Genomic DNA, 24,241 nt, shown 5'->3' on the forward strand with positions numbered 1-24,241 from the left:
GAGTGAGGTCATGGCCGAAGCGCTGGCAACGAAGGAAGACGTCGTCGCGGCGCTCGGCCGTGACCTCACCTCATCCGAGACGAAACAGGTCACCGTTCACCTGATGAAGGTGTCGGAGCTGTTCCGCAAGGAAGCCCGCCAGCAGTTCACCCCGGGCCGGTCCACCAACCGGCTCCGGGTGACTGCCGGCTCGCTCACCCTCCCGCAGCGCCCCGTGCGCGCGGTCCACACGGTCGACGGCGAGCCCGCCGACCGGTTCACCCTCATCGGCCAGCGCCTCGAGGTGCCGGTGCCCACCGGCACGACGGTCGTGGTCGACTACGAGCACGGGGCCGACGAGGTCCCCGACCTGGTCAAGCTCACCGTCGCCGGGATCGTCGCGCAGCTGTTCGAGGCGGACCCGCGCGCCCGCGCCGGCGTCGCGCAGCGCGGGGAGACCCGCGGCCCGTTCAGCTCCCAGGAGACCTACGCGGCCTGGGCGCAGGGCGCGGCACCGCGGCTCGCTCCCGACGACGTCCGCACCGCGCAGTCGTACCGGGTGAAGTCGTACGGCCTGATCGTGCAGGGGTACTGATGGCCGGCGAGACCGTCACCTGGCACCACCGCACCGACACCGGCAAGCGCGACCGGTACAACAAGCCGATCCTCGCCGACGCCGACACCTTGCTCGACGACGTCCTCGTCGCGCCGAACCTCGGCGACGAGGTCACCGGCACCGCCGAGAACACCTCGAGCACCCGGATCACCCTCTACCTCCCCGCCGTCGCCGGCATCAGCGCCGACGACGAGCTCACCGTCCGTGGCACCCGGTACAAGGCCCTCGGCGACGAGGCCGACTGGTCGACCGGCGTGAGCGACTGGAAGCCCGGCTCCGTCGTGCAGCTCGAGCGGAAGGACTACGTCAGTGCCTAAGTCACGCGTCGTCCTCAACCGCCGCGGCTTCGGAGCCGTCCTGGCATCCAAGGGCATCGAGGACCAGCTGCGCCCCTACGCCGACGACATCGCCGCGCAGATTCCCGGCGGCGCGACCGTCACCGCGATCCGCACCGGCGTCGGCTCTTCCAACTCCCGCGTCCGCCTCCGCGTCGAGGCGGAGGTGTGGGAACGCGCCCGGCTCGTCTCCGCGATGCGCCAAGTCCTCAGCAACGCCCAGTCCCGCTAGGAGGGCCCGTGCACGGCATCGTCTACGACGACTTCCTCGCTCACCTCATCCGACGCGTCGACGCCCTGCTCACGGCGCGCAGCGAGCCGCACGCGGCCGGCGTGGAGGTCTCCGACCAGAAGTCTCCCGACAGTCGCCGCGCGGTCGTCCTGACGACCAGTCCCGGCGGCGGCACCAGCAATACCGTCCGAACTTCCTACGTCACGGTCGACGTCATCACCGACGACCAGGGCACCACGACCGACCTGATCAACCTCGTCCTCGCGCTGGCGACCTCGCGCGGTGCCGGCGGCATGGTCGACGGTTCCCCGATCACGTTCGCCGAGGTCAACGGCGGCCCGAACGCGGACCCCGCGGCGGACGGCTACTTCAAGCAGACCGCGCAGCTCGAGCTGCGACATCGCGGTCGCAGCCTCTGACCCACCATCTCGAAGCCCTGCCGTCGGCGGGGCTTCTCTCGTTCCTCCCACCGAGCAGGGACCCCAGGGGCACACGCCCACCACACCACAACGGAAGGAAGGGTCCACGTGTCCCTCAAGTCTGAGAACGTCCGCGTAGCGGTCACGGGCGCGGTGTACATCGCCCCGACGACCGCTGCACGGCCCACCAGCGCCACCAGCGCGCTCTCCGTCGACCACAAGGATCTCGGCTACGTCGGCGACGGCGGCGTCACCGAGACCCGCGAGCGGTCGACGAACCAGATCCGCGCCTGGCAGAACGGTGCCCTCGTCCGCGAGCCCGTCACCGAGTCCTCGATCCGGTTCTCCTTCATCCTCCTCGAGACGAAGAAGGAGACCATCGAGCTCTACTACGGCATCAAGGTCGCACCCGACGGCTCGGTCAAGATCGACCCGTCGAAGACCGGCGGCCGGCAGGCGCTCGTGCTCGACATCATCGACGAGGACGACCTGATCCGCGTCGACGTGCCGCAGGGCGAGGTCACCGAGGTCGGCGACCAGGTCTACGTCAACGGCGAGGCCATCGGCTACGAGATCACCGTCACCGGCTACGCGATCACCGACGGCGACGAGTCCTACTCCGCCGTCAAGTGGTACTCGAGCCTCGACACCACCGCGGGGGCCGGCGCATGACCGCGGCGAAGCCGATCCACGTCCGCCACATCGTGACCGGCGAGATCAAGACGGTCACGCCGGAGCAGCGCGAGACCCAGAACAAGAACTTCTGGGTCCGCGTCACCGGCGACGTCAAGGTCACCGAGCCGGACACCGCGCCGCCCGCGACCGACGTCAGCGCCGCCCCGAAGACCACCCAGAAGGCGTCCACGCCCAAGGAGTGACCCACCGGCGTGCCGGGGCGCTCGGGCCCCGGCACGCCTCCCTCCTCACCATCCCCGAGCACTCTCAACCGAGCCAGGAGAACCCCCATGAGCGAAACCGAAACGACCGCCGTCAAGGCAGTGCGGATCAAGGCCAAGAACCGGCCGCCCCTCGGCATCGAGTACGGCGACGGCACGTACATCCTCCCCGGACGCATCCCGTCCGAGATCATGACCATCCAGGCGCAGAACAAGAAGCCGAAGAACCCCGCGAAGGACGTGCAGGAGCAGTACCAGCGCGAGGTCGGCGTCGCGCTCGTCGACAAGTTCTACGACATCGTCGTGCCCGCCGACTTCAAGGGCGTCCTCGACATGGAAGACCTCCCCGACGTCTTCGAGGCGTGGTCGGAGCACGTCGGCCTGGGGGAATCCAAGGACTCCGGGAACTAGCGGAGTCCTACCCCGACGAGCTCGTCTGGGAGCTGCACCAGCTCCGCATCGACATCGACGACATCGGCGGCGACGACACCCCGGACCGGAAGGCGGTCGACCACGTGCTGGTCGACCGCCTTCTGCGTGTCGCGACCCGGGAACCGTCCTCGGTCCTGTTCGCCGCGACCCACGGCTGGGACTTCCCCGTTTCGCGCGAGTGGATCCAGACCGCGGACTTCATCGACGCCTTCTACGCGGCCAACAGCAACGGCCGCCGGCCGAAGCCGTACCCGCGCCCCTGGCAGGACAAGAACACCACCCGACTCGGCAAGACCGATCTCTCCCCAGCAGAAGCGCGGGAGGTGCTGCGAAAGAACAGGGGCTGACCGATGTCGACCGAATCCGCGATCGCATACGTTTCCATCGTCCCGCAGGCCAAGGGTGCCGGGCGCTCCATCGAGCGGGAGATCAACCCGCAAGCGCTCGGCACCTCGGTCGGCAGCAAGATGTCCGGTGGCTTCCTGAAGTCCGTCGGCAAGATGGCCACGAGGTCGACCGCCATCATCGGCGGCGGGATCACGGCCATCGGCGCAACCATCGCCACCGTCGCCGCGAAGAAGGGCCTCGACCGGCTCCTCGACATCGACGCAGCGACGGCGAAGCTCAAGGGCCTCAAGATGTCGACCCAGAACATCTCGACGGTCATGGACTCGGCCCTCAAGTCCGTCCGTGGGACCGCGTTCGGCCTCGGTGACGCCGCAGGTGTCGCCTCGAGCGCCGTCGCGGCCGGTATCAAGCCCGGCCGCGACCTCACGAAGTACCTCTCGCTCACCGCCGACGCCGCCACCATCGCGGGTACGTCGCTGGATGAGATGGGATCGATCATCAACAAGACCACCACCAGCGGCAAGGTCTACACCGACAACCTCAACCAGCTCGCCGACCGCGGCATCCCGATCTTCCAGTGGCTGCAGGAGGAGTACGGCGTCTCCGCCGAGAAGCTTTCCGACATGGTCCAGAAGGGCCAGGTCGACTCGGCCACCTTCCGCAAGGTCATCGAGAAGAACATCGGTGGCGCTGCCCTGCAGTCCGGGGACTCTGTCGCTGGCGCGTACGCCAACATGGGTGCCGCTCTGGGCCGTCTCGGCGCGATGTTCGAGAAGGGCGCGGTGGCAACCGCACCCCGGCTGTTCTCGGCCATCGGGGCCGCCATCGACCGCGCCCAGGTGGCACTCGAGCCCTACGCCGAGACCTTCTCGACCAAGCTCGCCGCCGGGATGGGCAAGGTCGCCGGGTGGATCGACAAGATCGACTTCGAGCTCGTGATCGCGAAGGCCGGCCTCTTCGTCCTGAAGCTCCGCCAGGTCGGCTCCTACGTCCACGGCATCTTCAACGACATCCGCAAGGGCGACACGAGCACGGCGTTCGGCGGCATCGGGGACTCGCTCTCCAAGCTCACCCCCGCGTTCGTGTCCTTCCGGAACCAGCTGCCGGAGCTCGGCGACTCCGTCGGCAAGCTCGCCGCTGGCGGCATCACCGTCCTCGCTGGCGTCCTCGGGTTCCTCGCCGATCACGTCGACACGATCGTGAAGTACATACCGCTGATCGTTGCCGGCTTCATCGCCTGGCAGCTCGCCTCCCGGGCGACGGCCGGGGCGTCTGTTGTGCTCCGCACCGCCGAGCTCCTGGCCCTGCCGGTGCAGATCAAGCGGAACATCCTCCGCCTCGAGGCCGCCCGCCTCGAGTACGCGACCGCCCGCGCGATGGGTGTCTCTACCGGAGCCACCGCAGCCAGCACCGTGGCGACGAATCAGAACGCTTCCGCCCTCGGCAAGCTCACCCTCGCCCAGCGCATCTCGACCATCGCGACGACCGTCGGCGCGGTCGCGATGCGGATCATGGGCGGCGCGGTCCGCTTCGCCCTCGGCCCCGTCGGCCTGATCATCACCGCCGTCGGCCTGCTCGTCGCCGGCCTGGTGTGGTTCTTCACCCAGACGAAGCTCGGCCAGGCGATCGTGCAGACCGTCTTCGCCGCGATCAAGGTCGCGGTCGCAGCGGTCGGCGACGTGTTCGTGTGGCTCTGGGAGAACGCGATCAAGCCCGCCTGGGACGGTATCGCCGCCGGGGCGACCTGGCTGTGGCAGACCATTCTGCAGCCCGCGTTCGCCGGCATCGCTCTCGCCGTGCAGACCGTCGGCGGGTTCTTCGCCGCCCTGTGGACGAACTACATTCAGCCGCCGCTCGCCGCGATCGGCAACGCGATCGGCTACCTCTGGAACAGCTGGATCTCGCCGGTCTTCCAGCTGATCGGCGCGATCGTCGTCTGGGCCGGCGGCATCTTCGCCTCGGCCATCTCCGGCATCGTCGGCCTGATCGTCAACACCCTCGGCGTGGCCTTCAACTGGCTGTGGACCGGCGTCATCCGGCCGGTCTTCACCTGGATCGGTGCAGCGATATCGGTCTGGTGGACCACGGTGTCGTCGATCTTCGGCTTCGTCGTCGGCTTCGTCCGGAACACCCTCGGCGCAGCCTTCTCCTGGCTGTGGTCGGGCGTGATCTCGCCGGTCTTCACCTGGATCGGTGCCCTGTTCTCCGCCTGGTGGAACGGGATCGTCATGCCGATCTTCTCGGCCGTGGTCGGGTTCCTCCGCAACACCCTCGGCCCAGTGTTCACCTGGCTCCGCGACACGATCATCGGCCCGGTCTTCTCCGGGATCGGCACCGTCATCCGCGGGGTGTGGAACTCCTGGATCAAGCCCGTCTTCGACAAGATCGTCGACATCGCGAAGAACACCATCCCGAAGGCGTTCTCCACGATGAAGGACGGGATCGGCAAAGCGTGGGACCTCGTCAAGTCCGTCGTGAAGGCTCCGATCAAGTTCGTGGTCGAGACGGTGATTCAGAAGGGGATCATCGACAACTTCAACAAGGCCGCCGACTTCTTCAAGACGAAGAAGCTCCCGAACGTCGCCCTCCCGAAGGGGTTCGCGACGGGTGGCTACACCGGCCCCGGTGGGAAGTTCGACCCCGCCGGCATCGTCCACAAGGACGAGTTCGTCTTCACCAAGGAGCAGACCCGGCGCATCGGCGTCGGACGGCTCTACGACATCGCCCGGAACGGCTACGCCAAGGGCGGCCTCGTCACTGACGCGGGGAAGAGCATCGCGTCCGGGTGGGACTGGCTCAAGGGTAAGGCCGGCAAGGCGTGGGACTGGACGAAGAACGCCGCCGAGACCGCCCAATCGGTCGTCTCCGACCCGATGGGCACCCTCGGCAAGCTCGCGAAGGGCCTCATCGGCCAGATCCCCGGTGCCGGCGGGATGCTCGACGTCGCCAAGGGCGTCGGCCAGAAGATTCTCTCCGGCGCGATCGACAAGCTCAAGGGCATCGGTGACCTCGGCGGTCTCACCCCCTTCGGTGGGAACGGGAAGAACGGCAACCTCGCGTCGTCGGCACTCGGCAAGGCGCTCGGCTTCGCGCCGGGCTCCGGTGTCGGCGCGACCGGCGGACTGATGCAGAAGGCCGCCGCGTCCGCCTGGAACAACGCGTACCGGGCGTCAGGCGGCGTCCTCCGACTCACGGAGGGGTACCGCGACCTCAAGGCGCAGCAGTACCGGTGGTCGCTGTTCAAGAACGGCGGCAACCTCGCTGCCACCCCCGGCACGTCCGTGCACGGCTTCGGCCTCGCAGCAGACGTCGCCGGCGGACAGGACTGGCTCCGCGCGAACGGCGCGAAGTACGGCTGGGCGAACACGGGCCTCGGCTTCTCGCAGCGGGAGCCGTGGCACTTCGAGTTCAAGGGCCTGTCGCAACGGGTCCCACAGCTCGCAGCTGGCGCGGTGGTCGGCAGGAGGCGCGGCGGCACGCTCGTGAACGTCGGAGAGGGGCGCTACGACGAAGCTGTGGTGCCGCTCACTCCAAGGATCAGCGATGCCTTGGAGGGTCGCCAGTCGTCGGGGTCTCCGAAGCAGTACGACATCACCTTCGAGAACCACGGCGAACCCTTCACCGAGCAGAAGTTCCTGAACGCGATGCATCAGATCGAAGTGCTCACCGGCTGACAGAAAGGTGCCCCGCATGGCTCAGGACACGATCGATGGCGGCTACCCAGATCAGATCATCGAGGACGTCCTGGACGGCAACGGTGACGGGGTCAACGTCGTCGATGGCAATACGGCACCGCCGGCGGACTTCACGCCGTCGGCGGTGCCGGCTCCTCCCCGTGAGATTCGCTCGTTCTGGCTCGAGTCGGTTGACGGCTCAGTCGTCATCCCTCTCGACGCGAACGGCCGCGTCCTCCTCCCGGGGGCGACGGGGCTGCAGCTTCCCCCCGTCGATGTGGTCACAGGGACTACGCCCGGCATGCCCGGGTCGTGGCTGCAGGAGGTCAACATCCTCGAGCGGCCGATCTTCCTGCCGCTGGCGTTCTTCTCCGAAGAGTCGCAAGCCGACTTCTTCGCCAGCCTCTCGGAGCTGCGGTCCCTCGTATCGGCATGGGACGGCGACCTCCTCGGCAGGAGCGGAACGTTCCGCCTTGGCGTCACCTCGGCCGAAGGGGATCGTCTCCTCGATGTCACCTACAAGTCCGGCTGGGAGGGGGCGCTTGGGGGAGGCGACGGTGGGTCCGACTGGGAACGGTTCGGTCTCAACCTTGTTGCCGTCGCTCCCTTCTGGCAGGCGCGCGAGGTAACGGCGAAGTCCTACTCCGTCCCGTCGGGTGCGGTGTTCCTCGGTAGTGGGGATGGGTCTGCGCCGTGGCCGCGACGGTTGACTGCGTCGACGACGGTCGGTGCGAACATGCCGATCCCTGTGATGGGGGACGTGCCCGTGTGGCCGGAGTTCCAGTTCCGCGGGCCGATCCCGTCGGTGGAGATCAGCTGGGCCGGCACGACGATCAGCGTTCCTGGTGGTGTCCCAACTGGCCAGACGCTCCGGCTGGTGACGGATCCGCGGGGGCGTTCTGCCCGCATCGGTGACGTGATTGCGTGGGACCGCATCAGCATGGGCGCGACGTTCTCCCCTCTGCTGCCCGGGATGAACCGGGTGAGCATCCAGCTCGCAAGCGCTGGTGAAGACGCCCGAGTGGACATGTCCTGGTACGTGCAGTGGAAGGCGGCGTGGTGACTGCTCAGTGGATGGTGGTGCCGCGCGCGGCGGACCTGAGCCGACGGTTCGACCCGGTGCGGTTCTGGTCGAAGCTGATCGTGATCGAGCGGCACAACGTAACGGGTGCGAAGGCTGGCGCGTGGTCGGTCACCGGCCTGAACCGGGGACTCGCTGGGCTGCTGACTGCCGGGAACGGCGTCATCCTGTTCCGCGATGGGGTGAAGATCATGTCCGGCGACATCGTGTCGATCGCTCGAGGGGCGACGGAGTCGACGGTGTCTGGCTGGTCCGATACTGCCTGCCTCGACGACCGGCTGATCGCCCCGAACCCGACGCAGCCGTGGTCGGCGCAGGCGAACGCCTACGACAACCGATCGGGGCCCGCAGAGACAGTCCTGCTCGGCTACATCAACGCGAACGCTGGCCCGGGCGCGCTGCCCGCGCGGCGTGTGGCCGGACTCCGAGTGCCGGTCTCCGCCGGTCGCGGGAAAACCACGACGGTGAAGGGCCGCTTCGACAAGCTCGGAACCATCGCGGCCGACGTAGCCGAGTCCGGTGGCCTCCACCACGACATCATCCAAGGCGAGGACGACCTCGGCCCGTTCCTGCAGACCACCGTCCGCCCGGTGGCCGACCGATCCCCGAACGTCCGGTTCGGCACCGCCGGTTCGTTCACCGGGGCAGTGGTCGGCAGGGACTGGTCCTACACGCTCGAACGCCCCACCGTCACCCGCGCTGTCGTCGCCGGCGGCGGCGAAGGCGCGGCACGGATCCTCGTAGAACGCTCCGACATCGCCGCGGAGGCGACCTGGGGGCGACGCACCGAACAGATCGTCGACCAGCGGCAGACCACCAGCTCCACGGAGCTCGCGCAGGCCGGCGACGACGCACTCGCCGACGGCGCGAACCCGGTCTCGGTGTCGTTCACTGTCACCGATCAGCCGGACGTCCGCTACCGGCGCGACTGGCAGGTCGGCGACCGAGTCGGAGTGAACATCGACGGCCTCGACTTCACCGACGTCGTCCGTGAGGTCACCACCACGGTGGGGAACCAGCAGGGGTCCCCGTCCGAGACGATCTCCGCCGTCGTCGGCTCACGGGACGCATCGAAGTGGACCACGAAAACGAACACCAAGGTCGCCAAGGCGCTGCGCGCGATCGACCGTCTGCAAGCGATCTAGGAGAGACACGAACATGGCTGAGACTTCATTCCCGATCGTCGACCAGGACCTGACAGACGGCGCGTGGGGGCAGACCGTCGGCTCGACTGCGAACGGCATCCTCGACGACTGGGGTGGCCCGTACGCAATCGTGGTGAACACCAACGACACCGTCACCATCAGGCGCTCGACCCGCTCAGGCGTGGCCCGCGCAGTGGTGAGCGGCTTCGGTCACCAGATCGACGCCGACGTCACCATGCCGGTTCCCGCGGTCACGTCCTCGACGAAGTACCACATCGGACTGCTCCACGACCCGGAGAACGAGACCCTGCCGGTGAAGCTCGTGCTCCTCAAGGGCAGCACGGTCCCGCTCGAACCCGGGCAGTCGTTCCTGCCGCTGCACATCTTCATCCGGCAGCAGGGACAGACGCTCGCCGCGTCCCAGCTGTACTCGCCGCGGCCGAGGGTGCAGCCGCGCCTGGTCGTGGGGGCCGCAGACGACCTGCAGCAGATGGACCCGACGGTGTTCCTGTACGGGACGGAAGTCCTCGCGATCGACCAGCGGCGCACGTTCCGCGCCGCGGGGTCCCTCACCTCGCCGCAGTGGGTGGGAGGTGCCCTGCAGGGGTACTGGCGTGGGCAGCGCGCCACCCAGATGGCGAACGCGAACCGTTCCGCGATCCTCGGCTTCACTGCCTCCTCGACCGACAACGACTCGTGGATGAGCATGGCCGACTCCGGTGTGTTCACCCTTGACCCGGGTATGTATCAGATCACGGCGACGATGGTGCTTCCGCAGAAGGCCACCGGGCGGTCGTTCGTCGAGATCGGCCCCACCGACGGTGGTGCCGAGCCCTTCGCCCGCGGCACGTTCGCGGCGGGAGAGGACCGAGAGTCGGTGACCTTCCCCACTCGAATCACCGCTCGCACTGGCTACCGCATCTACGGGTACCAGACGACCGGCAAGCAGGTCTCGCCGGTGTTCACCCTGAACATCGTCCGGATCGCCTGACCGCGCCGCAGTTTCTGTCAGCAGCCGTCCCACTGGGGCGGCTTTCTTCATGAGGGAGGCCAGATGGTCGCCAAGTACAGCGTCCGGAAGTCGTCGTACGGCGACCTCCGCGGCGTCGAGCAGTTTGTGATGTCCGCCCGGATCGCGCTGCAGGTGCTGTCCGTCATGGTCGACTTCAACGCCTGGCAGAAGTCCCGCGGCGCGGTCGGTGCGCTGTCGGTCAACGAGGGCATGCGCTCCCGCGACCGGCAGTCCTACCTGTGGGAGGTTCGGGCTGTCCTCGGGATCGTCGTCGCGCCGCCGTTCACCTCGCGCCACGACGAGGTCCGACACGGCAACGCACTCGACTTCGGCATCACGATGCCGGACGGGTCGAACCGGGCGCTCACGGACATCGAGTTCGCGAAGCTCCACGACCTCGTCGAAGCCCGCGGCGGCACGTGGACCGGCGTCAACTTCGGTGAGCCGTGGCACCACGAGATGGCGACCCGCACCGAGCGCCTCGCCCCGTACGTGGACGCCGCCACCCGGGCCGCCGCCACCGCAGCGGACCTCACCCCCAAGCCCCAGCAGCAGGCACCCACCGAACCCCTCAGGAGGATCCTCATGTCAGCAGCCGACACCCTCACCTACTTCCAGCGGAAGGATGACAAGACCGGCAAACCGCAGGACACGTACTTCGTCGCCGGCCCCGGGCTCTTCGTCGACATCGTCCGCGACGGCAAGAAGACCTGGCTCGTCGACCGCGCCGGCATCGACGCCCGCACCATCCGCACCGTCCTCAACCGGGAAGGCGTCAAGGCCGTCGTGCTCGACGCCCGCGACTTCGACGAACGCCGCGCGGTCTACGCATCGCTGGCCGAGGCAACACAGGGGAAGGCAGTCTGATGGGCGACCACGAGATCACCAAGCCGACGCGGTTCGACGTCGACGACATCTGGTACCGCCTGCAGCGGGTCCTCCGGACCGCGTTCACGACGATCCTGACGGTCCTCCCGATCGTCCCGCAGATCGTGCAGATCGTGCAGGGACAGTGGCCGGCCGCGACCGGGCTCACCGCTGTCGCCGTGCAGGCCGTCGCGATCAACGCGGCGCTCACCGCGATTATCGCGATCCCGACGGTGAACCGGTGGCTGACCGTCATCGGCCTCGGCTCGGTCCCGCGCGGCATCGCGAAGGAGACTGCGGCCGCGAAGTCGCAGGAGCTGCAGCCGGCGCGGTTCGAGCCGAGCGGCACCGACTACCGCGACGAGCAGGGCGACTGATCCGAGGAGGCCCGGATGCACCCCATCCGTCTGACCAAGCGGCTCTATGCCGTATCCATCTGGGGACCCGATGGTGTCGACGAAACCGACGACCGGGTGCGCTGGCTCCTCCGCGTCGGCCTGCCCGCGTTCGACCTGTTCGCGATCGCGTTCGGCATCTTCGGCTACCTGGGTGGCATCCCGGCGCTCCGTGACTCGTTCGGCGAGGGGTACGCGCAGTCGTTCGGACTCATGCTCTCGGCGACGGCGCTCGTCTGCCTCTGCGGCATCGCGTTCCCCGCGCTGCTGTGGCGGATCGAGTTCTGGGGGAAGTGCTTCCTCCTCGGGCTGCTGCTGCTCTACTCGGGCTCCGTGTTCCTCGCCGGAGCGGTCGGTGGCGACATCGGCCGCTCCGGCGTCGGCTGGGCGATTCTCGCAATGGCTGTCGTGCCGTCGTGGCGGGTCAGCGATATCGCTCGCGACCGGGAGGTGCACCAGTGGAAGTGATCGCCGCCGCGGCTACGGCCGCGTCTTCGCCGCTCGAGCCGTTCCTGCCGTACATCGCCCCGGTCGTCGTCGCGCTGATCGCCGGCGGCATCGCCATCTGGACGTCCCGCCGGTCGACCCGAGTTGAGGAAGCGAAGACACGCGCGCAGTCGCAGACGTCGCAGTTCGACCAAGCCATCGAACTCGACAAGTACACCCAGGCTCGCATCGACGCGGCCGTTGCGAAGGCGATCGAACCGTGGGTGAAGCGGGTCGAGCGCCTCGAGCGCGGCTACGCGCAGCTCGCCACGACGCTCCGGAGCGTCCGGCAGGCGTTCCGCGAGTACATCCGCGCCGTCCGTGCTCAGTGGGGCAGCGCGGTCGAGCCGCCCGCTGTCGACGCGCACATCCGCGAGCTCCTCGCCGAAGACGACCTCGATGGCACGTTCGACGAGCACGGTGTTGCACAGTTCCGCACCGACTTCCGCACCGACCAGACGCCCAGCTCCTGATCGTTCCAACTGACATTCGAAAGGTGGCCTCATGGCTACGGAGTACGCAACGCTTCTGGTGAAGCGCCGAGATGCAGATGCTTGGGCATCTGCTGCACTGCCGCTTGGATCTGGCGAGTGGGGCTACGACGAAACGAACCGCGTCACGAAGATCGGTGACGGCTTCACCCCGTGGGCGGACCTCCCGGAGCACCTGACCGCCGCTGGTGACGGGCAGCTGCCCGACTCGGTGCGTTCCGCGCTGGCTGCGAATCTCGCGGACCCGGACACGGTCGAGGGTGCTGCGGTTGCTGCAGCCGGCGCAGGGCTGCCGTTCGACGACGAGTCGGGCCTGTACCTCGACGCTTCGGCGAACCCGATCCCCTCGGTCGACGGCACGACGAAGCAGTTCCCCGACGAGGTGCGCGCAGCACAGGCCGCGAACCTCCGCGACCCGGCAACGCCCGAGGGTGATGCAGTGGCCGACATCGTTGGGGCCACTACCGCGGGAGGCGTCGGAACGGCGCTGGTCGACGCTGCCGCGGACCCGAACTCCGCGTTCAGCGTGGTGAACGGGGCAAGCATCGGCGCGTCCTCGACGACTCTGCTGACGAGCAAGATCGTGGACAGCATCCCGTCGAACGGCAGCGACACGAACACCTTCGCCGCGGTCTCCGGGCTGACGTTCTCGTTCGTCGCGCCACTGTCCGGAAAGGTCGTGGTCCGCATCTCCGCGGGATACGCGCTGCCTTCAGGGACGTCGTCGCTCGAGCTCAACCTTCGTCAGCAGTCCGGTCAGAACATGGCGAAGACAACTCGCCGCATGCGTCGAGTGACCGGTGCCGCCGCAGCCGGTGAGCAGAACCAGTACGTCTACACGATGCCCCTCAGCGGGCTCGTCGCGGGCCAGAAGTACGACCTGGTGCAGGGGTTCCGCAACGGCGATCCAGGCGGTGGATCCGTGTCCATCCTCGCGGACAGCAGCAGCATCTGGGGCCCGGCCACGATCGAGGTACTCGCGGTCCCGGCCGACCCGGTGAGTCCGACGGACCTGTACAACCGGTTCGACTCGGCTCATCTGTCTAAGTGGTCGGCAGGTCGATCCGCGGTCACTGCCGGTACCGCGGATGCGAAGGTGCTGGTCATCGGGGACTCAACAGCGTTCGGGTACCCGAAGGGTGGTCTGCAGCAGTCGTGGTCGCACAAGCTCGCGCAGAAGCTCGCCGCGCGTGGCCTCGCCGCACAAGACGGCGGGACCACCCCCGGGCTCGGCGCTGGCGACAACCCTCGTTGGGTGCCTACAGCTGGCTTCCCGAACCTCATCAACTACGGCTTCGGTGCCCAGGGGTGGCAGTACAACGGGTGGTCCGGTCCGCTGACCACCTACTTCGATCCGTTCATCACCGCGGACAGCTTCGACGTGTACTACGTCCGCGGCAGTGGTTCCACCAGCATCACGCTGCAGATCGACAACGAGACCGCCCAGACGTTCGACACCACCGGCTCCACCTCAATCGGGAAGCTCACCATCTCGAGCAGTGCGGCATCGACCTCGCACACGCTGAAGGTCAGCGCTGTCGGCAACGGGGCGGTCCTGTTCATCGAGCCGTGGCTGTCGACGAGCAAGCGCATCCGCGTCGCCAACGCGGGCGCGCCCTCGACGAACACGATCACGTGGGCCAGTGGCATCGGTATTTACAGCACCGCGATGATCCAGACGTACCAGCCCTCCGTCGTGGTATGCCTCCTCGGAGCTAACGACGCGATCGGGGGCATCGATGCGGCGACGGTCACGGCGAACCTCGGCGCTCTCGCGGCCGCTTCGGCAGCAGTGGGTGCGGACTTCATCAACCTGTCGTCGGTGCCGTGCCAGATCCCTGCCGAAGCTGCTCTGCAGAAGCAGTACGCGCTGCGCACCAGGTACGGCACGTCCCCGGCGTTCATCGACCTGAACGGCGATGCCGGATCTTGGGCGAACTGGAACCAGCTCGGCTACATGGGTGACCTCCGCCACCCCAACGAGGCGGGCATGGACCGCATCGCGCAGATCATCGACGCGGGTCTCGCTCTCGTCTGACAGAGACGGCCCCTCACGCTCCTCGCCGAGCGTGAGGGGCCGTTCTCTCGTTCGGGCTGGCGGCAAGCGCACTGCGGTACGCGGATACGCCCGAAGCTAGAACTGCCCCACTCGCCGCTAGGTGCTCTGTTCGGCCATACTGACCCCGTGCCGATAGACGACAAGCTGTCACGTCCGCGCGTTGATTTCGTCGATGGTCTTCGAGCGCTCGCTGCCCTGTACGTGCTCTTCCACCACTCGTGGGCAACGATCTACCCGCCTGCCGGTGATGCTCGGCCGGACGGGGCGGTGGCAGTGTTGACGGGGTGGCTGCTGTACGGACATCTCGGGGTCACCGTCTTCATCGTGCTCGCCGGCTACTCCCTGACGATCGCAGTCCTGCCCCGCGACGGTGAGCTTCGGGGAGGGTTCTTCGGCTTCATGTTCCGACGAGGACGACGGATCCTCCCTCCCTACTGGGCAGCACTGGCCCTGACACTGGCGCTGACCGTGCTGCTCATCCGCGACGAAACGGGAACGCAGTGGGACCTCGTGGTTCCGACGGACTGGCAAGGCGTCCTCGCCGACCTGTTCCTGGTGCAAGACCTCACGGGGACCCAGGACATCAGTTACACGTTCTGGTCGATCGCCGTCGAGTGGCACATCTACTTGATCTTCCCGCTCATCCTGCTGATCTGGCGGCTCTCAAACGTCTGGGTAGGCCTGACCGCTGGCATCCTCATCGGTGCGGCCGGGATCATCGCAGCGCGCTTCTTCGATCCCGTGAACGACCTGTGGCCGGCCTTCTACCTCGCCTTCGTGCTTGGCATGGCGGCGCGTGTGATGGGGAGTGGACCGTCGCCGGTGTGGCTCCGTCGGCTGCCCTGGGGAACCGTCGGTGGTGTGACCCTCGGTGCGTTGGGCGTGCTTCTGGCGCGGCACGACTACGCCTGGCTCGTCGCGCACATGAAGCCCGTGGACTTGCTTGCCGGGTTCGGCGTTGCGGCTGTGCTCACTTCGCTCACTCTCGGACGAGCAGGCTGGCTGAACCGCGCACTCTCGGTCCGCTGGCTGGTATTCGTCGGAGGCTTTTCCTACAGCCTCTACTTGGTTCACGCGCCCCTGCTACAGGTCGGGTGGAAGTACCTCATTGCCCCTCTCACCCGAAGCGACGGAACACAGGTGGTGTTGATGTTGCTCGTCGTCGCACCCCTCACCGTCGCGGTGGCATGGGGCTTCTACTGGATCTTCGAACGACCGTTCATGAGCGCCTGGCGTCAACGGATCTCCTCTGCGTCGAGCCAACGGACGGCTCTTCCGAGCGCTCCTTGATGCACGAACGACTAGCCCCCTCGGGCTCCTTCGGGAGCTCGAGGGGGTCTTTCTCGTTGAGGGAAGGATCTGACATGGGAGCGGACGCTAGCCTCGTGCAGTGGACAATATTCCCGACCTGCTCAGCACGATCGTCATCCCAGCCACGATCGCCTTAGTCGGGTGGGGGTTCACGTACTCGGAGCGTCGTAACGCGACCCGCCTTGTATCCGAGATCAAGACAACCGCAGAAGCGATAGCGGCTCTTGGCACGGGAGAGAGCAGCGCGGAAAGGGCGTTGCGAGACCGACTACACCTGAGCGTCGCCGCCCTTCACCGGCGGAATGACCCCTCTCGCAAGACTCGCATAGCTCGCAGATCGGCGAGCGTGCTCGTGGCGCTAGCCGTCTCGCTCTTCTTCCTCAACGACGTCGTCGCCGCGATTCGGGGCTATGTCGACGACTACGCCCTACGTGCCGCCCTCTGGGCCGCGCTGATACTCCCCTTGACACGTCTGCTCTACTTGCTTTGGGGGCGACAGTCGGAGCAGGGCTTGAGGCGGACAGGCTCCGAAAGCGGCCGCTCGTCCGCTGAGTAGCCTCCGGGAGATACCGCCTTCACTCCAAGGTACGCACTGCATCCCGCCACACCCAAGCGCAGTCCGCCCCTTGCCCGAAGCCCCACTCGACGAGCACCGCGCGCTCCGTGTAAGCAATGACACGGGCCTCGACCTCGAGGATCCGGTCAGGGAACTGCAGCCAAGCGAGGACGGGGTCGGGCGGCACCACGTCGCAGTCGGGCCCGCCCCTTGCGGCCTCAGGCAACGAGAACGCTGGACCGAGTGCCCATCGATCCCGTCGTCGGCGCGCCATCAGTCTCGTCGTGGTGTCAGCGTGCGTCGGCTCACGGTCGAGCGGGGCACCCACGCACGCTGAAGCCGTCCCTGCCAAGCGATCTCCGCATACACGGCGACGTCGGACTGGGCGACGGCGAATGCCTTGACCCTTCCGAGTTCGCCGATCTGGTCAAAGACCAAGCGGTCGATCCACACGGGTGCCGGGGCATCGAGCGCAGCGGGCTCACCAATCTCGTCGAGCGGCAACGACTCGGCAGCGTAGACGGGAACGTCCTGATGCTCGGGTGGTGCCCACTTGTGCTCGGCCATGCAGTGATGCTGCCGCCACCCGCCGACATCAGGCGATGGGGTACGCCGACAGCATCTGTCGCACTACTGGCGCACTTCCCGCAGATTCTGCGACTGCCAGCCTTCTGGGATCGAGGTTAGGTATGCCTGCAGCGCTGCGTCGTAGTTCGCACCGGTCGCCTCATGCGGCTTCGTCGTGGTTGACCGGGCCCGGGCCTTGATGGTGGTCTCCCCCGTCGCCTTGCTCGTGACCGTGTTCGCCTGCTGCAGCTCGAACCCCTCGAGGTTCAGCCCGGCGATCGCGGCCTGCCGTGCCTCGCTGATGTTGTCGCCGCTGCCTTCGGACTCCTGCGTTTCGGTTGACCGGAGAGTGCCTACTACTTTCGTCACCCGCCCAGTATCGCGCTACGCCGCTTACTCGGCTGGCGAGGCATCAATCAAGTCGGACGGCCTTCAGAGCTCCGCCACTGCCCGTGCGGTGTCGATCGCAGTTGCCCAGTCGAGGTTCGCGTCGGTAGCTGCAGCGTGGAACTTGACGCGGCCACGGACTGCCGTTTCCGTGTTCGTGAACAGTCTGTTGTCCAGTCCCGCAATCAGCGTGGCAACGACGTCCTGGAGGCTCCGGTAGGCATCCACCTCCTGCGCTTCGAGTGCGGCTGCGAGCTTGCCTGCCGCCGAGGCGGCAGACTTGCGGGCTTCTGGCGTGGACTGATCGGCGTGTCCGACAACCCACGTGTGGAGCGCGGCCATGAGCACCGCGGCTTCGTCATGGGCCGGGCCTGAAAGCGCCGCGATCCGTGTGTATCGATTCGCCGCCATCTCGACGAGACCTTCGGACTCGAGCCGGGCGATCGCTTCACGCACGGGGGTGCGAGAGACACCAAGCCAGCTCGTCAGTTCCTCATCGTTGAGACGTTCGCCGGCCTCGAGCGTCCCGTTCTCGATGGCGGTGAGCATCTGTTCGTAGACGACATCGCGGAGGAGCCGACGGGGGCCCTGGCTGGTCGGCGACTTCGGTACAGGCATGCCGAGATCGTATCCCAGATATCACGGTCGCCGCAGCCAACGCGCTCCTGCATCTGCAAGTTCGGGCTCTCCCCACGCTTGCTTATGTGTGCACCGCTGTGTGCACTTGCTGAACGAAGAAGCCCCGCTCAGGAGACCCTCTGGGCCGTGCTGAACGGGGCTTTTCTTTGGAGCCGCCTGTCGGAATCGAACCGACGACCTATTCATTACGAGTGAATCGCTCTACCGACTGAGCTAAGGCGGCGCACACTCCATGTCCGGAGTGGCACGAGCAATGACTATACAGGTTCAGACGAGTGAACGCGAAACCAGCACGCCGAGCTCGGAGAAGGACCGTTCGAGCTCGTCGACCAGGTGCGTTCCGGCTTCGGAACCCGACCACTCCCACCAGGCGTGGCGCAGAGCGGCGAGGGCGACGATGGCCGCGAGCCCCGCGCGACGACGGAGCGCCTCGGGGTCCGCGGCGAGCTGCGGGTCGGCGTCGTCGAGCCGCCGCGCGATGGCCGCCTGCAGCTCCGCCTGGAACTCCTTCATGGACGCCATCCGACGGCTGAACAGCTCCGGGTTCGCGCGGAGGACCTGCTGCCGCTCCTCGATGAGCCCGCGCTCCTCGATCAGTTCGCGTGTCGAGTGCACGAGCAGCGCGCCGATGTCGGCGAGCAGGTCGCCGCTCGGACCACCGTCGACGAACGCCTGCAACGCCGCGTCGTCGGGCAGCTGCGGGTCGTCTCCGAGGATCGCCTGCTCCTTGCTCGGGAAGTAGTTGAAGAACGTCCGGGGCGAGATGTCGGCCCGCCGGGAGATCTCGTCCACCGTGACCGCGCCGAGGCCGTCCTCGATGGCGATCCGGAGCGCAGCCTGCTGGATGGCGCGCCGGGTGGCGCGGCGCTTCCGTTCGCGCAGGCCGGGTTCAGCGTCGGGCATGCCGTGATTGTCGCACGCCGTGACTCAGCGGCGGGCGCGGGCGATGGTGACGAGCAGTGCTTCGAGCGCCAGGAGTGCCGCCACGTTGGCCGCGATGCGCTGGCGGGCCAGGGCCACGGCGTCGAGGACCTCGAGCGCGGCAGCGGGTGGGATCGTTGGCAGCGCGTGCTCGAGCTGGTCCTGCATCGCCAGGTTGACCGGTTCCGCCGGGGCTCCGAGCCCCAGCAGGAGCAGGTCGCGGTACAGCGAGGAGACGTCCACCAGGATCCGGTCGAGGCCGTCGCGCAGGCTGCGGGTCGCACGGCGTTTCTGGTCGTCCTCGAGGGCGCGGAGCTGCGACCGGAGCGCCGGCGGGATCGTCCCGCCGGGTTCGACCCCGAGCGAGCGCAGGGCTGCGTCGCGCTCTTCGGAGTCCCGCTGCTCGGTGATGGACTTGGCGTCCTCGTCGGCGACGGCGAGGAGCTCGGCGGCCGCCATGACGGCGTCACCCACGCTCCGCACACCGAGCACGGTCGTCAGGGTCCGGCGACGACGGTCACGTGCCGGCTCGCTCGTGGCCAGGCGCTGTGCCATGCCGATGTGGCTCTGCGCCTGACGGGCAGCATCCATGGCGAGGGCGCGGTCGACACCGGTCCGGGCGACGAGCAGGTCGGCGACGGACTCGATGCCGGGCACCCGCAGACGGACCGAGCGGACGCGCGACCGGATCGTCGGCAACAGGTCGGCTTCACTCGGGGCGCAGAGGATCCAGACCGTACGCTCCGGGGGTTCCTCGAGCGCCTTGAGCAGCAGGTTCGAGGTGCGCTCGGTCATGCGGTCGGCATCCTCGATGATGACGACGCGGTAGCGCCCGACCGACGGCGAGTAGTACGACGAGGTGACGAGCTGCCGGATCTCGTCGATCGTGATGATCACGCGCTGGGTCGTGAGCACCGAGACGTCTGGGTGGGTCTTCGCGGTGATCTGCCGCAGTGTGTGGTCGTCGTCGGGGCCGTCGCTCACGAGCGCCGCGGCGAAGGCGGTCGCCACGTTCGACCGTCCCGACCCGGGCGGGCCGGTGATGAGCCACGAATGCGTCATGCCGCCGGTGCCGCCGGTCGACTCGGCTGCGTTGCGCAGCGACGCGACCGCTTCGTCCTGCCCGGTCAGGCCGTCCCACACGCTCACGGGACCATCCTGTCAGTGACCACCGTCATGCCGGGTCGATCCCGACGAGCGGGGCGACCGCTCGACGGATCGCGTCCTGTACGGCGTCGGTCGGGTCCGAGGCGTCGACCACCAGGAAACGTGCCGGCTCGGCCTCCGCCATCGCGAGGAAGGCCTGACGGACGGACTCGTGGAACGCCGCGGCCTCGGACTCGAGGCGGTCGAAGGTGTCCCCCCGCGCCGCGGCCACCCGGGCGCGTCCGACGGTGACGTCGAGGTCGAGCAGGATCGTGAGGTCCGGTGCCAGGCCGTCCGCTGCCCACTCCGAGACGGAGCGGACCTGCTCGGCGCCGAGCCCCCGCGCGACGCCCTGGTAGGCGACGGACGAGTCGATGTAGCGGTCCTGCAGGACGACCTCGCCACGCGCGATCGCCGGACGGACGATCGTCTCGACGTGCTGGGCACGGTCGGCCGCGTACAGCAGCGCCTCGGCCCGGGGTGCGACGTGGCCCCGCTCGTGCAGGACCATCTGCCGGATCTGGACGCCGAGGTCGGTGCCGCCGGGTTCGCGGGTGCGCACCACGGTTCGACCGTGCGCACCGAGCCACGCCGAGAGCAGCTCCGCCTGGGTCGTCTTTCCCGCGCCGTCGCCGCCCTCGAGCGTGATGAAGCGACCGGTCACTTCTTCTTGGCCGCCGTCCGACGAGCCGGGGTCTTCTTCTTGACCGGCCCCTTGGCACGCTTGTCGGCGATGAGCTGGACCGCGCGGGCGTGGTCGACGGCCTCGACGTCCTCGCCCTTGGGGATGGTCGCGTTCGTCTCGCCGTCGGTGACGTACGGGCCGAATCGGCCGTCCTTCATCTTGATCGGCTTGCCGGACACCGGGTCGGCGTCGAACTCCTTGAGCGCGGCGCTCGCGGTGCGGTTCCCGCCGTACTTCGGCTGCGCGAACAGCTCGAGTGCGCCGGGCAGGTCGATGTCGAAGATCGCGTCCTCGCCGGGCAGGGTCCGGGTGTCGGTCCCCTTCTTCAGGTACGGCCCGTACCGGCCGTTCTGCGCCGTGATGTCGTTGCCCGTCTCCGGGTCCTGGCCCACGACGCGGGGAAGGTCGAGGAGCTTCAGCGCCGTCTCGAGGTCGACGGTCTGCGGATCCATCGACTTGAAGAGCGAGGCGGTGCGTTCCTTCGGCGCCGCGGCCTTCTTCGTCGTCTTCTTCGCAGGCGCCTTCTTTGCGGGGGCCTTCTTCGCCGTCGCCGTCTCGCTCGTCGCGGTCGCAGCAGCTGCCTCGGCCGCCGGGGCCTCCGCCACTGCGGGCGCCTCGACGACCTCGCCGGTCTTCGGGTCCACGGTGGGTTCGGGCTCGGGGGTGCGCTCCGTGACGTAGGGGCCGAAGCGGCCGTCCTTCGCCAGGACTTCCTTGCCCGTCTCCGGGTTGATCCCGACGACGCGATCGCCGATCACCGGGGCGTCGACGAGTTCCTTCGCCTTCTCGACGGTCAGTTCGTCGGGAGCGAGGTCCTCGGGGACGTTGACGCGCCGCGGCTTCTCGGGGTCGTCGCTCGGCACCTCGATGTAGGGGCCGTACCGACCGATCCGGAGTGTGAGGCCCGGAGCGAGCTCGACCGAGTTGATCTCGCGGGCGTCGATCTCACCGAGGTTGTCGATGACGGTCCGCAGGCCGCGCTGGTCGTCGTCGCCGCCACCGAAGTAGAAGCCCTTGAGCCAGTCCACCCGGTCGGCGTCGCCGCGGGCGATGCGGTCGAGGTCTTCTTCCATCTCGGCGGTGAAGTCGTACTCCACGAGCTCGCCGAAGTACTCCTCGAGCAGCCGCACCACGCTGAACGCGATCCAGTTCGGCACCAGCTGCGTACCGCGGAGCGAGACGTAGCCGCGGTCGATGATCGTCGGGCTGATGGTGGGGTAGGTCGACGGACGCCCGATCCCCAGCTCTTCCAGCGTCTTGATGAGGCTCGCCTCGGTGAAGCGCGGCGGCGGGGTGGTGTCGTGCCCCTTCGCCTCGACGTCGCTGACCGCGAGGTGCTCGCCCTGGGCCACGTTCGGCAGGGCGACGTCCTGACCGGCACGCTCGGAGGACTCGTGGCGGTCCTCGTCACGGCCTTCTTCGTAGGCGCTGAGGAAGCCGCGGAACGTGATGACGGTGCCGGAGGCGGTGAACTCCGCGTCCGTGCCGTTCGCGGTCGAGGCGATGCCCTCGACCGACTCGGCGGAGGAGATGCCGAGCACGATCGATGCGGTCGAACCCTTGGCGTCCGCCATCTGGGAAGCGATGGTGCGCTTCCAGATGAGGTCGTAGAGGCGCCACTCCACACCGGTCAGGGTGCCCTGCAGGTCTTGCGGGGTGCGGAAGGAGTCCCCGGCGGGACGGATCGCCTCGTGCGCCTCTTGCGCGTTCTTGCTCTTGCTCGCGTAGAGACGGGGCTTGTCCGGAACGGTGGCCGAACCGTACAGGTCCGCTGCCTGCTTGCGAGCGGCGTCGATGGCCTGCTTCGAGAGCGAGACCGAGTCGGTACGGATGTAGGTGATGTAGCCGTTCTCGTACAGGGTCTGCGCGGCACGAGCGGTCTGTCGCGGGGACAGACGGAGCTTGCGTGCGGCTTCCTGCTGGAGCGTCGACGTGGTGAACGGGGCGGCCGGACGTCGCGTGTACGGCTTCGAGTCGACGCTGCGGACGGTGGCGTCACCGGCGCGCTCGAGGACCGTCGTCAGCGACGCGGCAGCGGCCTGGTCGAGCCGGACGACGTCTCCGCTGAGGGTGCCGCGGTCGTCGAAGTCACGACCGGAGGCGACGCGGGTGCCGTGGATCCGGGCGAGTCGCGCGGAGAAAGAGGACTCGCCGGCCTTCTCGAACCGGGCGGAGAGGTCCCAGTAGTTGGCGGAGACGAAGGCCAGGCGCTCGCGCTCACGGTCGACGACGAGACGGGTGGCGGCGGACTGCACACGGCCGGCGGACAGACCGGGCGCGACCTTGCGCCACAGGACCGGGGAGACCTCGTACCCGTAGAGACGATCGAGGATGCGGCGGGTCTCCTGCGCGTCGACGAGGGCGGTGTCGAGCTCACGGGTGGCTTCCTGCGCGCGCTGGATCGCCTCCTTCGTGATCTCGTGGAACACCATCCGCTTGACGGGCACCTTCGGCTTCAGGACCTGCAGCAGGTGCCACGCGATCGCTTCGCCCTCGCGATCTTCATCTGTTGCGAGGTAGAGCTCGTCGGCGTCCTTGAGGGCGCGCTTCAGCTCGGAGACGGTCTTCTTCTTGGCGTCGGACACGACGTAGTACGGCTCGAAGCCGTTGTCGACGTCCACCGAGAACTTGCCGAGGGAGCCCTTCTTGAGCTCGGCCGGCAGGTTCTTCGGCTCGACGAGGTCGCGGATGTGTCCGACCGAGGCCTGGACTTCGTATCCGTCACCGAGGTATTGCGCGATCGTCTTCGCCTTCGCAGGGCTCTCGACGATCACGAGCTTCTTCGTGCCTGGCACGTGTCTCCTTGATCGATGGTGCTGATCGGCCCTGTCCACGAGCGTGTCCGGGTCGACCGGGACATCGGTGACCGCGGGCCGACAGGCACACCATACACATAGTGTTCGGACGGGTCGCCTGCCGGACCGGCCACCGCGAGTGCGCCGACGACGAACGGACCGGTGCCCACGACCACGCGGACCCGGGCCGTGGTGGCGACGAGTTCGCAGGCGTCGAGGGTGGCCCCGTTCGCGGTGGCGATCCGGGTGGCGACGGCGCAGGGCTCCCCCGGCACCAGACCGGTCGCGGACGCCGCGGTGCCCACCGCGGCGGCGTCGGCGGCACCCTGGGCCCGGATGGCCTGCGTGCGGTGACCGGCTGCGGCGAGCGCCGACGACCCGACGAGGACACCCACGCCGAGGACCGCCACGAGCAGCACGGTCGCCGAGCCGCGTTGGCCGTCGAGACTCGTCACGTCAGCCCCCTCGGGCCACGGCGCACCCCGTCGCGGTCAGTGGGAGCGCCGCGAAGGGACCGGTCCCGCCGCGCGTGGCGTCGACGCAGACCAGGTCGCCGTCCGACCGGACGACGACCGAGACCCCCGGGACGATCCGGTCAGCCGCGGACCGGCCCTGGCTCTCGTCGTCGCGCCCGATCGCCCGGGCGGCCGTGGCTGCGGCGAGTTGCAGGCGGCCCTGCGCATCGACGACGAGCACCGCCGCGACGAGGGCGGTCAGCACGAGCGCCACCACGGGGAGCGCCACCGCGAACTCGACGGTCACGGAGC

28 protein-coding genes and 1 tRNA gene are annotated in these 24,241 nt (G+C 68.2%); 19 read left to right on the forward strand and 10 right to left on the reverse strand.

Annotated elements, in window-relative coordinates; all coding sequences use genetic code 11:
- The first annotated feature begins 10 nt into the window (after positions 1-10).
- From DEI85_RS11545 to DEI85_RS11635, 19 genes are all read left to right on the forward strand, one after another.
- A complete protein-coding gene (locus DEI85_RS11545) occupies positions 11-574 on the forward strand; it encodes a hypothetical protein (RefSeq protein ID WP_111123318.1) in 564 nt (187 codons plus the stop codon).
- Positions 574-912: a hypothetical protein gene (locus tag DEI85_RS11550; RefSeq protein WP_111123317.1), complete on the forward strand. Its 339-nt coding sequence runs from the start codon at positions 574-576 to the stop codon at positions 910-912. Before DEI85_RS11545 ends, DEI85_RS11550 begins: the two co-directional genes overlap by 1 nt.
- Positions 905-1,162: a hypothetical protein gene (locus DEI85_RS11555; RefSeq protein ID WP_111123316.1), complete on the forward strand. Its 258-nt coding sequence runs from the start codon at positions 905-907 to the stop codon at positions 1,160-1,162. Before DEI85_RS11550 ends, DEI85_RS11555 begins: the two co-directional genes overlap by 8 nt.
- 8 nt (positions 1,163-1,170) lie before the next feature.
- Positions 1,171-1,581, forward strand: coding sequence for a hypothetical protein (locus DEI85_RS11560; RefSeq protein ID WP_111123315.1), 411 nt, complete (start codon positions 1,171-1,173; stop codon positions 1,579-1,581).
- A gap of 108 nt (positions 1,582-1,689) precedes the next feature.
- Positions 1,690-2,253, forward strand: coding sequence for a phage tail tube protein (locus tag DEI85_RS11565; protein WP_111123314.1), 564 nt, complete (start codon positions 1,690-1,692; stop codon positions 2,251-2,253).
- Positions 2,250-2,459, forward strand: a complete 210-nt coding sequence (locus tag DEI85_RS11570; RefSeq protein ID WP_111123313.1) for a hypothetical protein — start codon at positions 2,250-2,252, stop codon at positions 2,457-2,459. Before DEI85_RS11565 ends, DEI85_RS11570 begins: the two co-directional genes overlap by 4 nt.
- 87 nt (positions 2,460-2,546) lie before the next feature.
- Positions 2,547-2,888, forward strand: coding sequence for a hypothetical protein (locus DEI85_RS11575; protein WP_111123312.1), 342 nt, complete (start codon positions 2,547-2,549; stop codon positions 2,886-2,888).
- Positions 2,840-3,256: a hypothetical protein gene (locus tag DEI85_RS11580; protein ID WP_111123311.1), complete on the forward strand. Its 417-nt coding sequence runs from the start codon at positions 2,840-2,842 to the stop codon at positions 3,254-3,256. Before DEI85_RS11575 ends, DEI85_RS11580 begins: the two co-directional genes overlap by 49 nt.
- 3 nt (positions 3,257-3,259) lie before the next feature.
- On the forward strand, positions 3,260-6,931 hold the full coding sequence (locus DEI85_RS11585) for a tape measure protein (protein WP_111123310.1): 3,672 nt from the start codon (positions 3,260-3,262) through the stop codon (positions 6,929-6,931).
- A gap of 16 nt (positions 6,932-6,947) precedes the next feature.
- Positions 6,948-7,994, forward strand: coding sequence for a hypothetical protein (locus DEI85_RS11590; protein WP_111123309.1), 1,047 nt, complete (start codon positions 6,948-6,950; stop codon positions 7,992-7,994).
- Positions 7,991-9,157 carry a siphovirus ReqiPepy6 Gp37-like family protein gene (locus DEI85_RS11595; protein ID WP_146248984.1) on the forward strand — a complete coding sequence of 389 codons (1,167 nt, stop codon included), beginning with the start codon at positions 7,991-7,993 and terminating at the stop codon, positions 9,155-9,157. The genes DEI85_RS11590 and DEI85_RS11595 overlap by 4 nt, the downstream gene beginning before the upstream one ends.
- Positions 9,158-9,170: 13 nt before the next feature.
- Entirely contained in the window at positions 9,171-10,148 is a 978-nt protein-coding gene (locus tag DEI85_RS11600) for a hypothetical protein (protein WP_111123307.1), read from the forward strand.
- A gap of 63 nt (positions 10,149-10,211) precedes the next feature.
- On the forward strand, positions 10,212-11,036 hold the full coding sequence (locus tag DEI85_RS11605; protein ID WP_111123306.1) for a M15 family metallopeptidase domain-containing protein: 825 nt from the start codon (positions 10,212-10,214) through the stop codon (positions 11,034-11,036).
- Entirely contained in the window at positions 11,036-11,413 is a 378-nt protein-coding gene (locus DEI85_RS11610; protein ID WP_111123305.1) for a hypothetical protein, read from the forward strand. Before DEI85_RS11605 ends, DEI85_RS11610 begins: the two co-directional genes overlap by 1 nt.
- Positions 11,414-11,428: 15 nt before the next feature.
- On the forward strand, positions 11,429-11,899 hold the full coding sequence (locus DEI85_RS11615; protein WP_146248983.1) for a hypothetical protein: 471 nt from the start codon (positions 11,429-11,431) through the stop codon (positions 11,897-11,899).
- Positions 11,890-12,390, forward strand: a complete 501-nt coding sequence (locus tag DEI85_RS11620) for a hypothetical protein (RefSeq protein ID WP_146248982.1) — start codon at positions 11,890-11,892, stop codon at positions 12,388-12,390. Before DEI85_RS11615 ends, DEI85_RS11620 begins: the two co-directional genes overlap by 10 nt.
- A gap of 31 nt (positions 12,391-12,421) precedes the next feature.
- Positions 12,422-14,446, forward strand: a complete 2,025-nt coding sequence (locus DEI85_RS11625) for an SGNH/GDSL hydrolase family protein (protein ID WP_146248981.1) — start codon at positions 12,422-12,424, stop codon at positions 14,444-14,446.
- 147 nt (positions 14,447-14,593) lie between these two features.
- Positions 14,594-15,757: an acyltransferase family protein gene (locus DEI85_RS11630; RefSeq protein ID WP_181436325.1), complete on the forward strand. Its 1,164-nt coding sequence runs from the start codon at positions 14,594-14,596 to the stop codon at positions 15,755-15,757.
- Between the two features lie 100 nt (positions 15,758-15,857).
- Positions 15,858-16,334, forward strand: coding sequence for a hypothetical protein (locus tag DEI85_RS11635; protein ID WP_111123300.1), 477 nt, complete (start codon positions 15,858-15,860; stop codon positions 16,332-16,334).
- Positions 16,335-16,607: 273 nt separating this feature from the next.
- Here the strand turns inward: DEI85_RS11635 and DEI85_RS11640 are convergent, their stop codons facing one another.
- The 10 genes from DEI85_RS11640 to DEI85_RS11685 all read right to left on the reverse strand — a co-directional run bounded on the left by DEI85_RS11640 (position 16,608) and on the right by DEI85_RS11685 (position 24,236).
- Positions 16,608-16,901, reverse strand: coding sequence for a hypothetical protein (locus DEI85_RS11640; RefSeq protein WP_111123299.1), 294 nt, complete (start codon positions 16,899-16,901; stop codon positions 16,608-16,610).
- A gap of 63 nt (positions 16,902-16,964) precedes the next feature.
- Complete coding sequence (locus DEI85_RS11645; RefSeq protein WP_111123298.1) at positions 16,965-17,270, reverse strand: hypothetical protein; 306 nt, start codon at positions 17,268-17,270, stop codon at positions 16,965-16,967.
- Positions 17,271-17,333: 63 nt separating this feature from the next.
- The gene (locus DEI85_RS11650) at positions 17,334-17,906 is read right to left on the reverse strand and encodes a GntR family transcriptional regulator (RefSeq protein WP_111123297.1); all 573 of its coding nucleotides are present in this window, start codon (positions 17,904-17,906) and stop codon (positions 17,334-17,336) included.
- Positions 17,907-18,074: 168 nt separating this feature from the next.
- Positions 18,075-18,150, reverse strand: a tRNA-Thr gene (locus tag DEI85_RS11655).
- Positions 18,151-18,194: 44 nt separating this feature from the next.
- On the reverse strand, positions 18,195-18,830 hold the full coding sequence (locus tag DEI85_RS11660) for a TetR/AcrR family transcriptional regulator (protein ID WP_111123296.1): 636 nt from the start codon (positions 18,828-18,830) through the stop codon (positions 18,195-18,197).
- A gap of 24 nt (positions 18,831-18,854) precedes the next feature.
- A complete protein-coding gene (locus DEI85_RS11665) occupies positions 18,855-19,997 on the reverse strand; it encodes a DNA polymerase III subunit delta' (RefSeq protein WP_111123295.1) in 1,143 nt (380 codons plus the stop codon).
- A 25-nt stretch (positions 19,998-20,022) separates the two neighbouring features.
- Positions 20,023-20,658, reverse strand: a complete 636-nt coding sequence (gene tmk, locus DEI85_RS11670) for a dTMP kinase (protein ID WP_110861418.1) — start codon at positions 20,656-20,658, stop codon at positions 20,023-20,025.
- Positions 20,655-23,474: a type I DNA topoisomerase gene (topA, locus tag DEI85_RS11675; protein ID WP_110861420.1), complete on the reverse strand. Its 2,820-nt coding sequence runs from the start codon at positions 23,472-23,474 to the stop codon at positions 20,655-20,657. The genes tmk and topA overlap by 4 nt, the downstream gene beginning before the upstream one ends.
- The gene (locus DEI85_RS11680) at positions 23,450-23,929 is read right to left on the reverse strand and encodes a hypothetical protein (protein WP_111090340.1); all 480 of its coding nucleotides are present in this window, start codon (positions 23,927-23,929) and stop codon (positions 23,450-23,452) included. The genes topA and DEI85_RS11680 overlap by 25 nt, the downstream gene beginning before the upstream one ends.
- A gap of 1 nt (position 23,930) precedes the next feature.
- Positions 23,931-24,236 (reverse strand): TadE family type IV pilus minor pilin, encoded by a 306-nt coding sequence (locus tag DEI85_RS11685; RefSeq protein WP_181420110.1) that lies wholly within the window; start codon positions 24,234-24,236, stop codon positions 23,931-23,933.
- Between the last annotated feature and the right edge of the window lie 5 nt (positions 24,237-24,241).

Source organism: Curtobacterium sp. MCBD17_026 (assembly GCF_003234895.2).
In the GTDB taxonomy this organism is placed as follows: Bacteria; Actinomycetota; Actinomycetes; order Actinomycetales; family Microbacteriaceae; genus Curtobacterium; species Curtobacterium flaccumfaciens.

Coding starts and splice junctions, on each gene's coding strand:
- DEI85_RS11585 (WP_111123310.1), top strand. CDS start 3,260: ATGTCGACCGAATCCGCGATCGCATACGTTTCCATCGTCCCGCAGGCC.
- DEI85_RS11605 (WP_111123306.1), top strand. CDS start 10,212: ATGGTCGCCAAGTACAGCGTCCGGAAGTCGTCGTACGGCGACCTCCGC.
- DEI85_RS11575 (WP_111123312.1), top strand. CDS start 2,547: ATGAGCGAAACCGAAACGACCGCCGTCAAGGCAGTGCGGATCAAGGCC.
- DEI85_RS11615 (WP_146248983.1), top strand. CDS start 11,429: ATGCACCCCATCCGTCTGACCAAGCGGCTCTATGCCGTATCCATCTGG.
- DEI85_RS11610 (WP_111123305.1), top strand. CDS start 11,036: ATGGGCGACCACGAGATCACCAAGCCGACGCGGTTCGACGTCGACGAC.
- DEI85_RS11650 (WP_111123297.1), bottom strand. CDS start 17,906: ATGCCTGTACCGAAGTCGCCGACCAGCCAGGGCCCCCGTCGGCTCCTC.
- DEI85_RS11570 (WP_111123313.1), top strand. CDS start 2,250: ATGACCGCGGCGAAGCCGATCCACGTCCGCCACATCGTGACCGGCGAG.
- DEI85_RS11545 (WP_111123318.1), top strand. CDS start 11: ATGGCCGAAGCGCTGGCAACGAAGGAAGACGTCGTCGCGGCGCTCGGC.
- DEI85_RS11600 (WP_111123307.1), top strand. CDS start 9,171: ATGGCTGAGACTTCATTCCCGATCGTCGACCAGGACCTGACAGACGGC.
- DEI85_RS11550 (WP_111123317.1), top strand. CDS start 574: ATGGCCGGCGAGACCGTCACCTGGCACCACCGCACCGACACCGGCAAG.
- DEI85_RS11625 (WP_146248981.1), top strand. CDS start 12,422: ATGGCTACGGAGTACGCAACGCTTCTGGTGAAGCGCCGAGATGCAGAT.
- DEI85_RS11640 (WP_111123299.1), bottom strand. CDS start 16,901: ATGGCCGAGCACAAGTGGGCACCACCCGAGCATCAGGACGTTCCCGTC.
- DEI85_RS11660 (WP_111123296.1), bottom strand. CDS start 18,830: ATGCCCGACGCTGAACCCGGCCTGCGCGAACGGAAGCGCCGCGCCACC.
- DEI85_RS11590 (WP_111123309.1), top strand. CDS start 6,948: ATGGCTCAGGACACGATCGATGGCGGCTACCCAGATCAGATCATCGAG.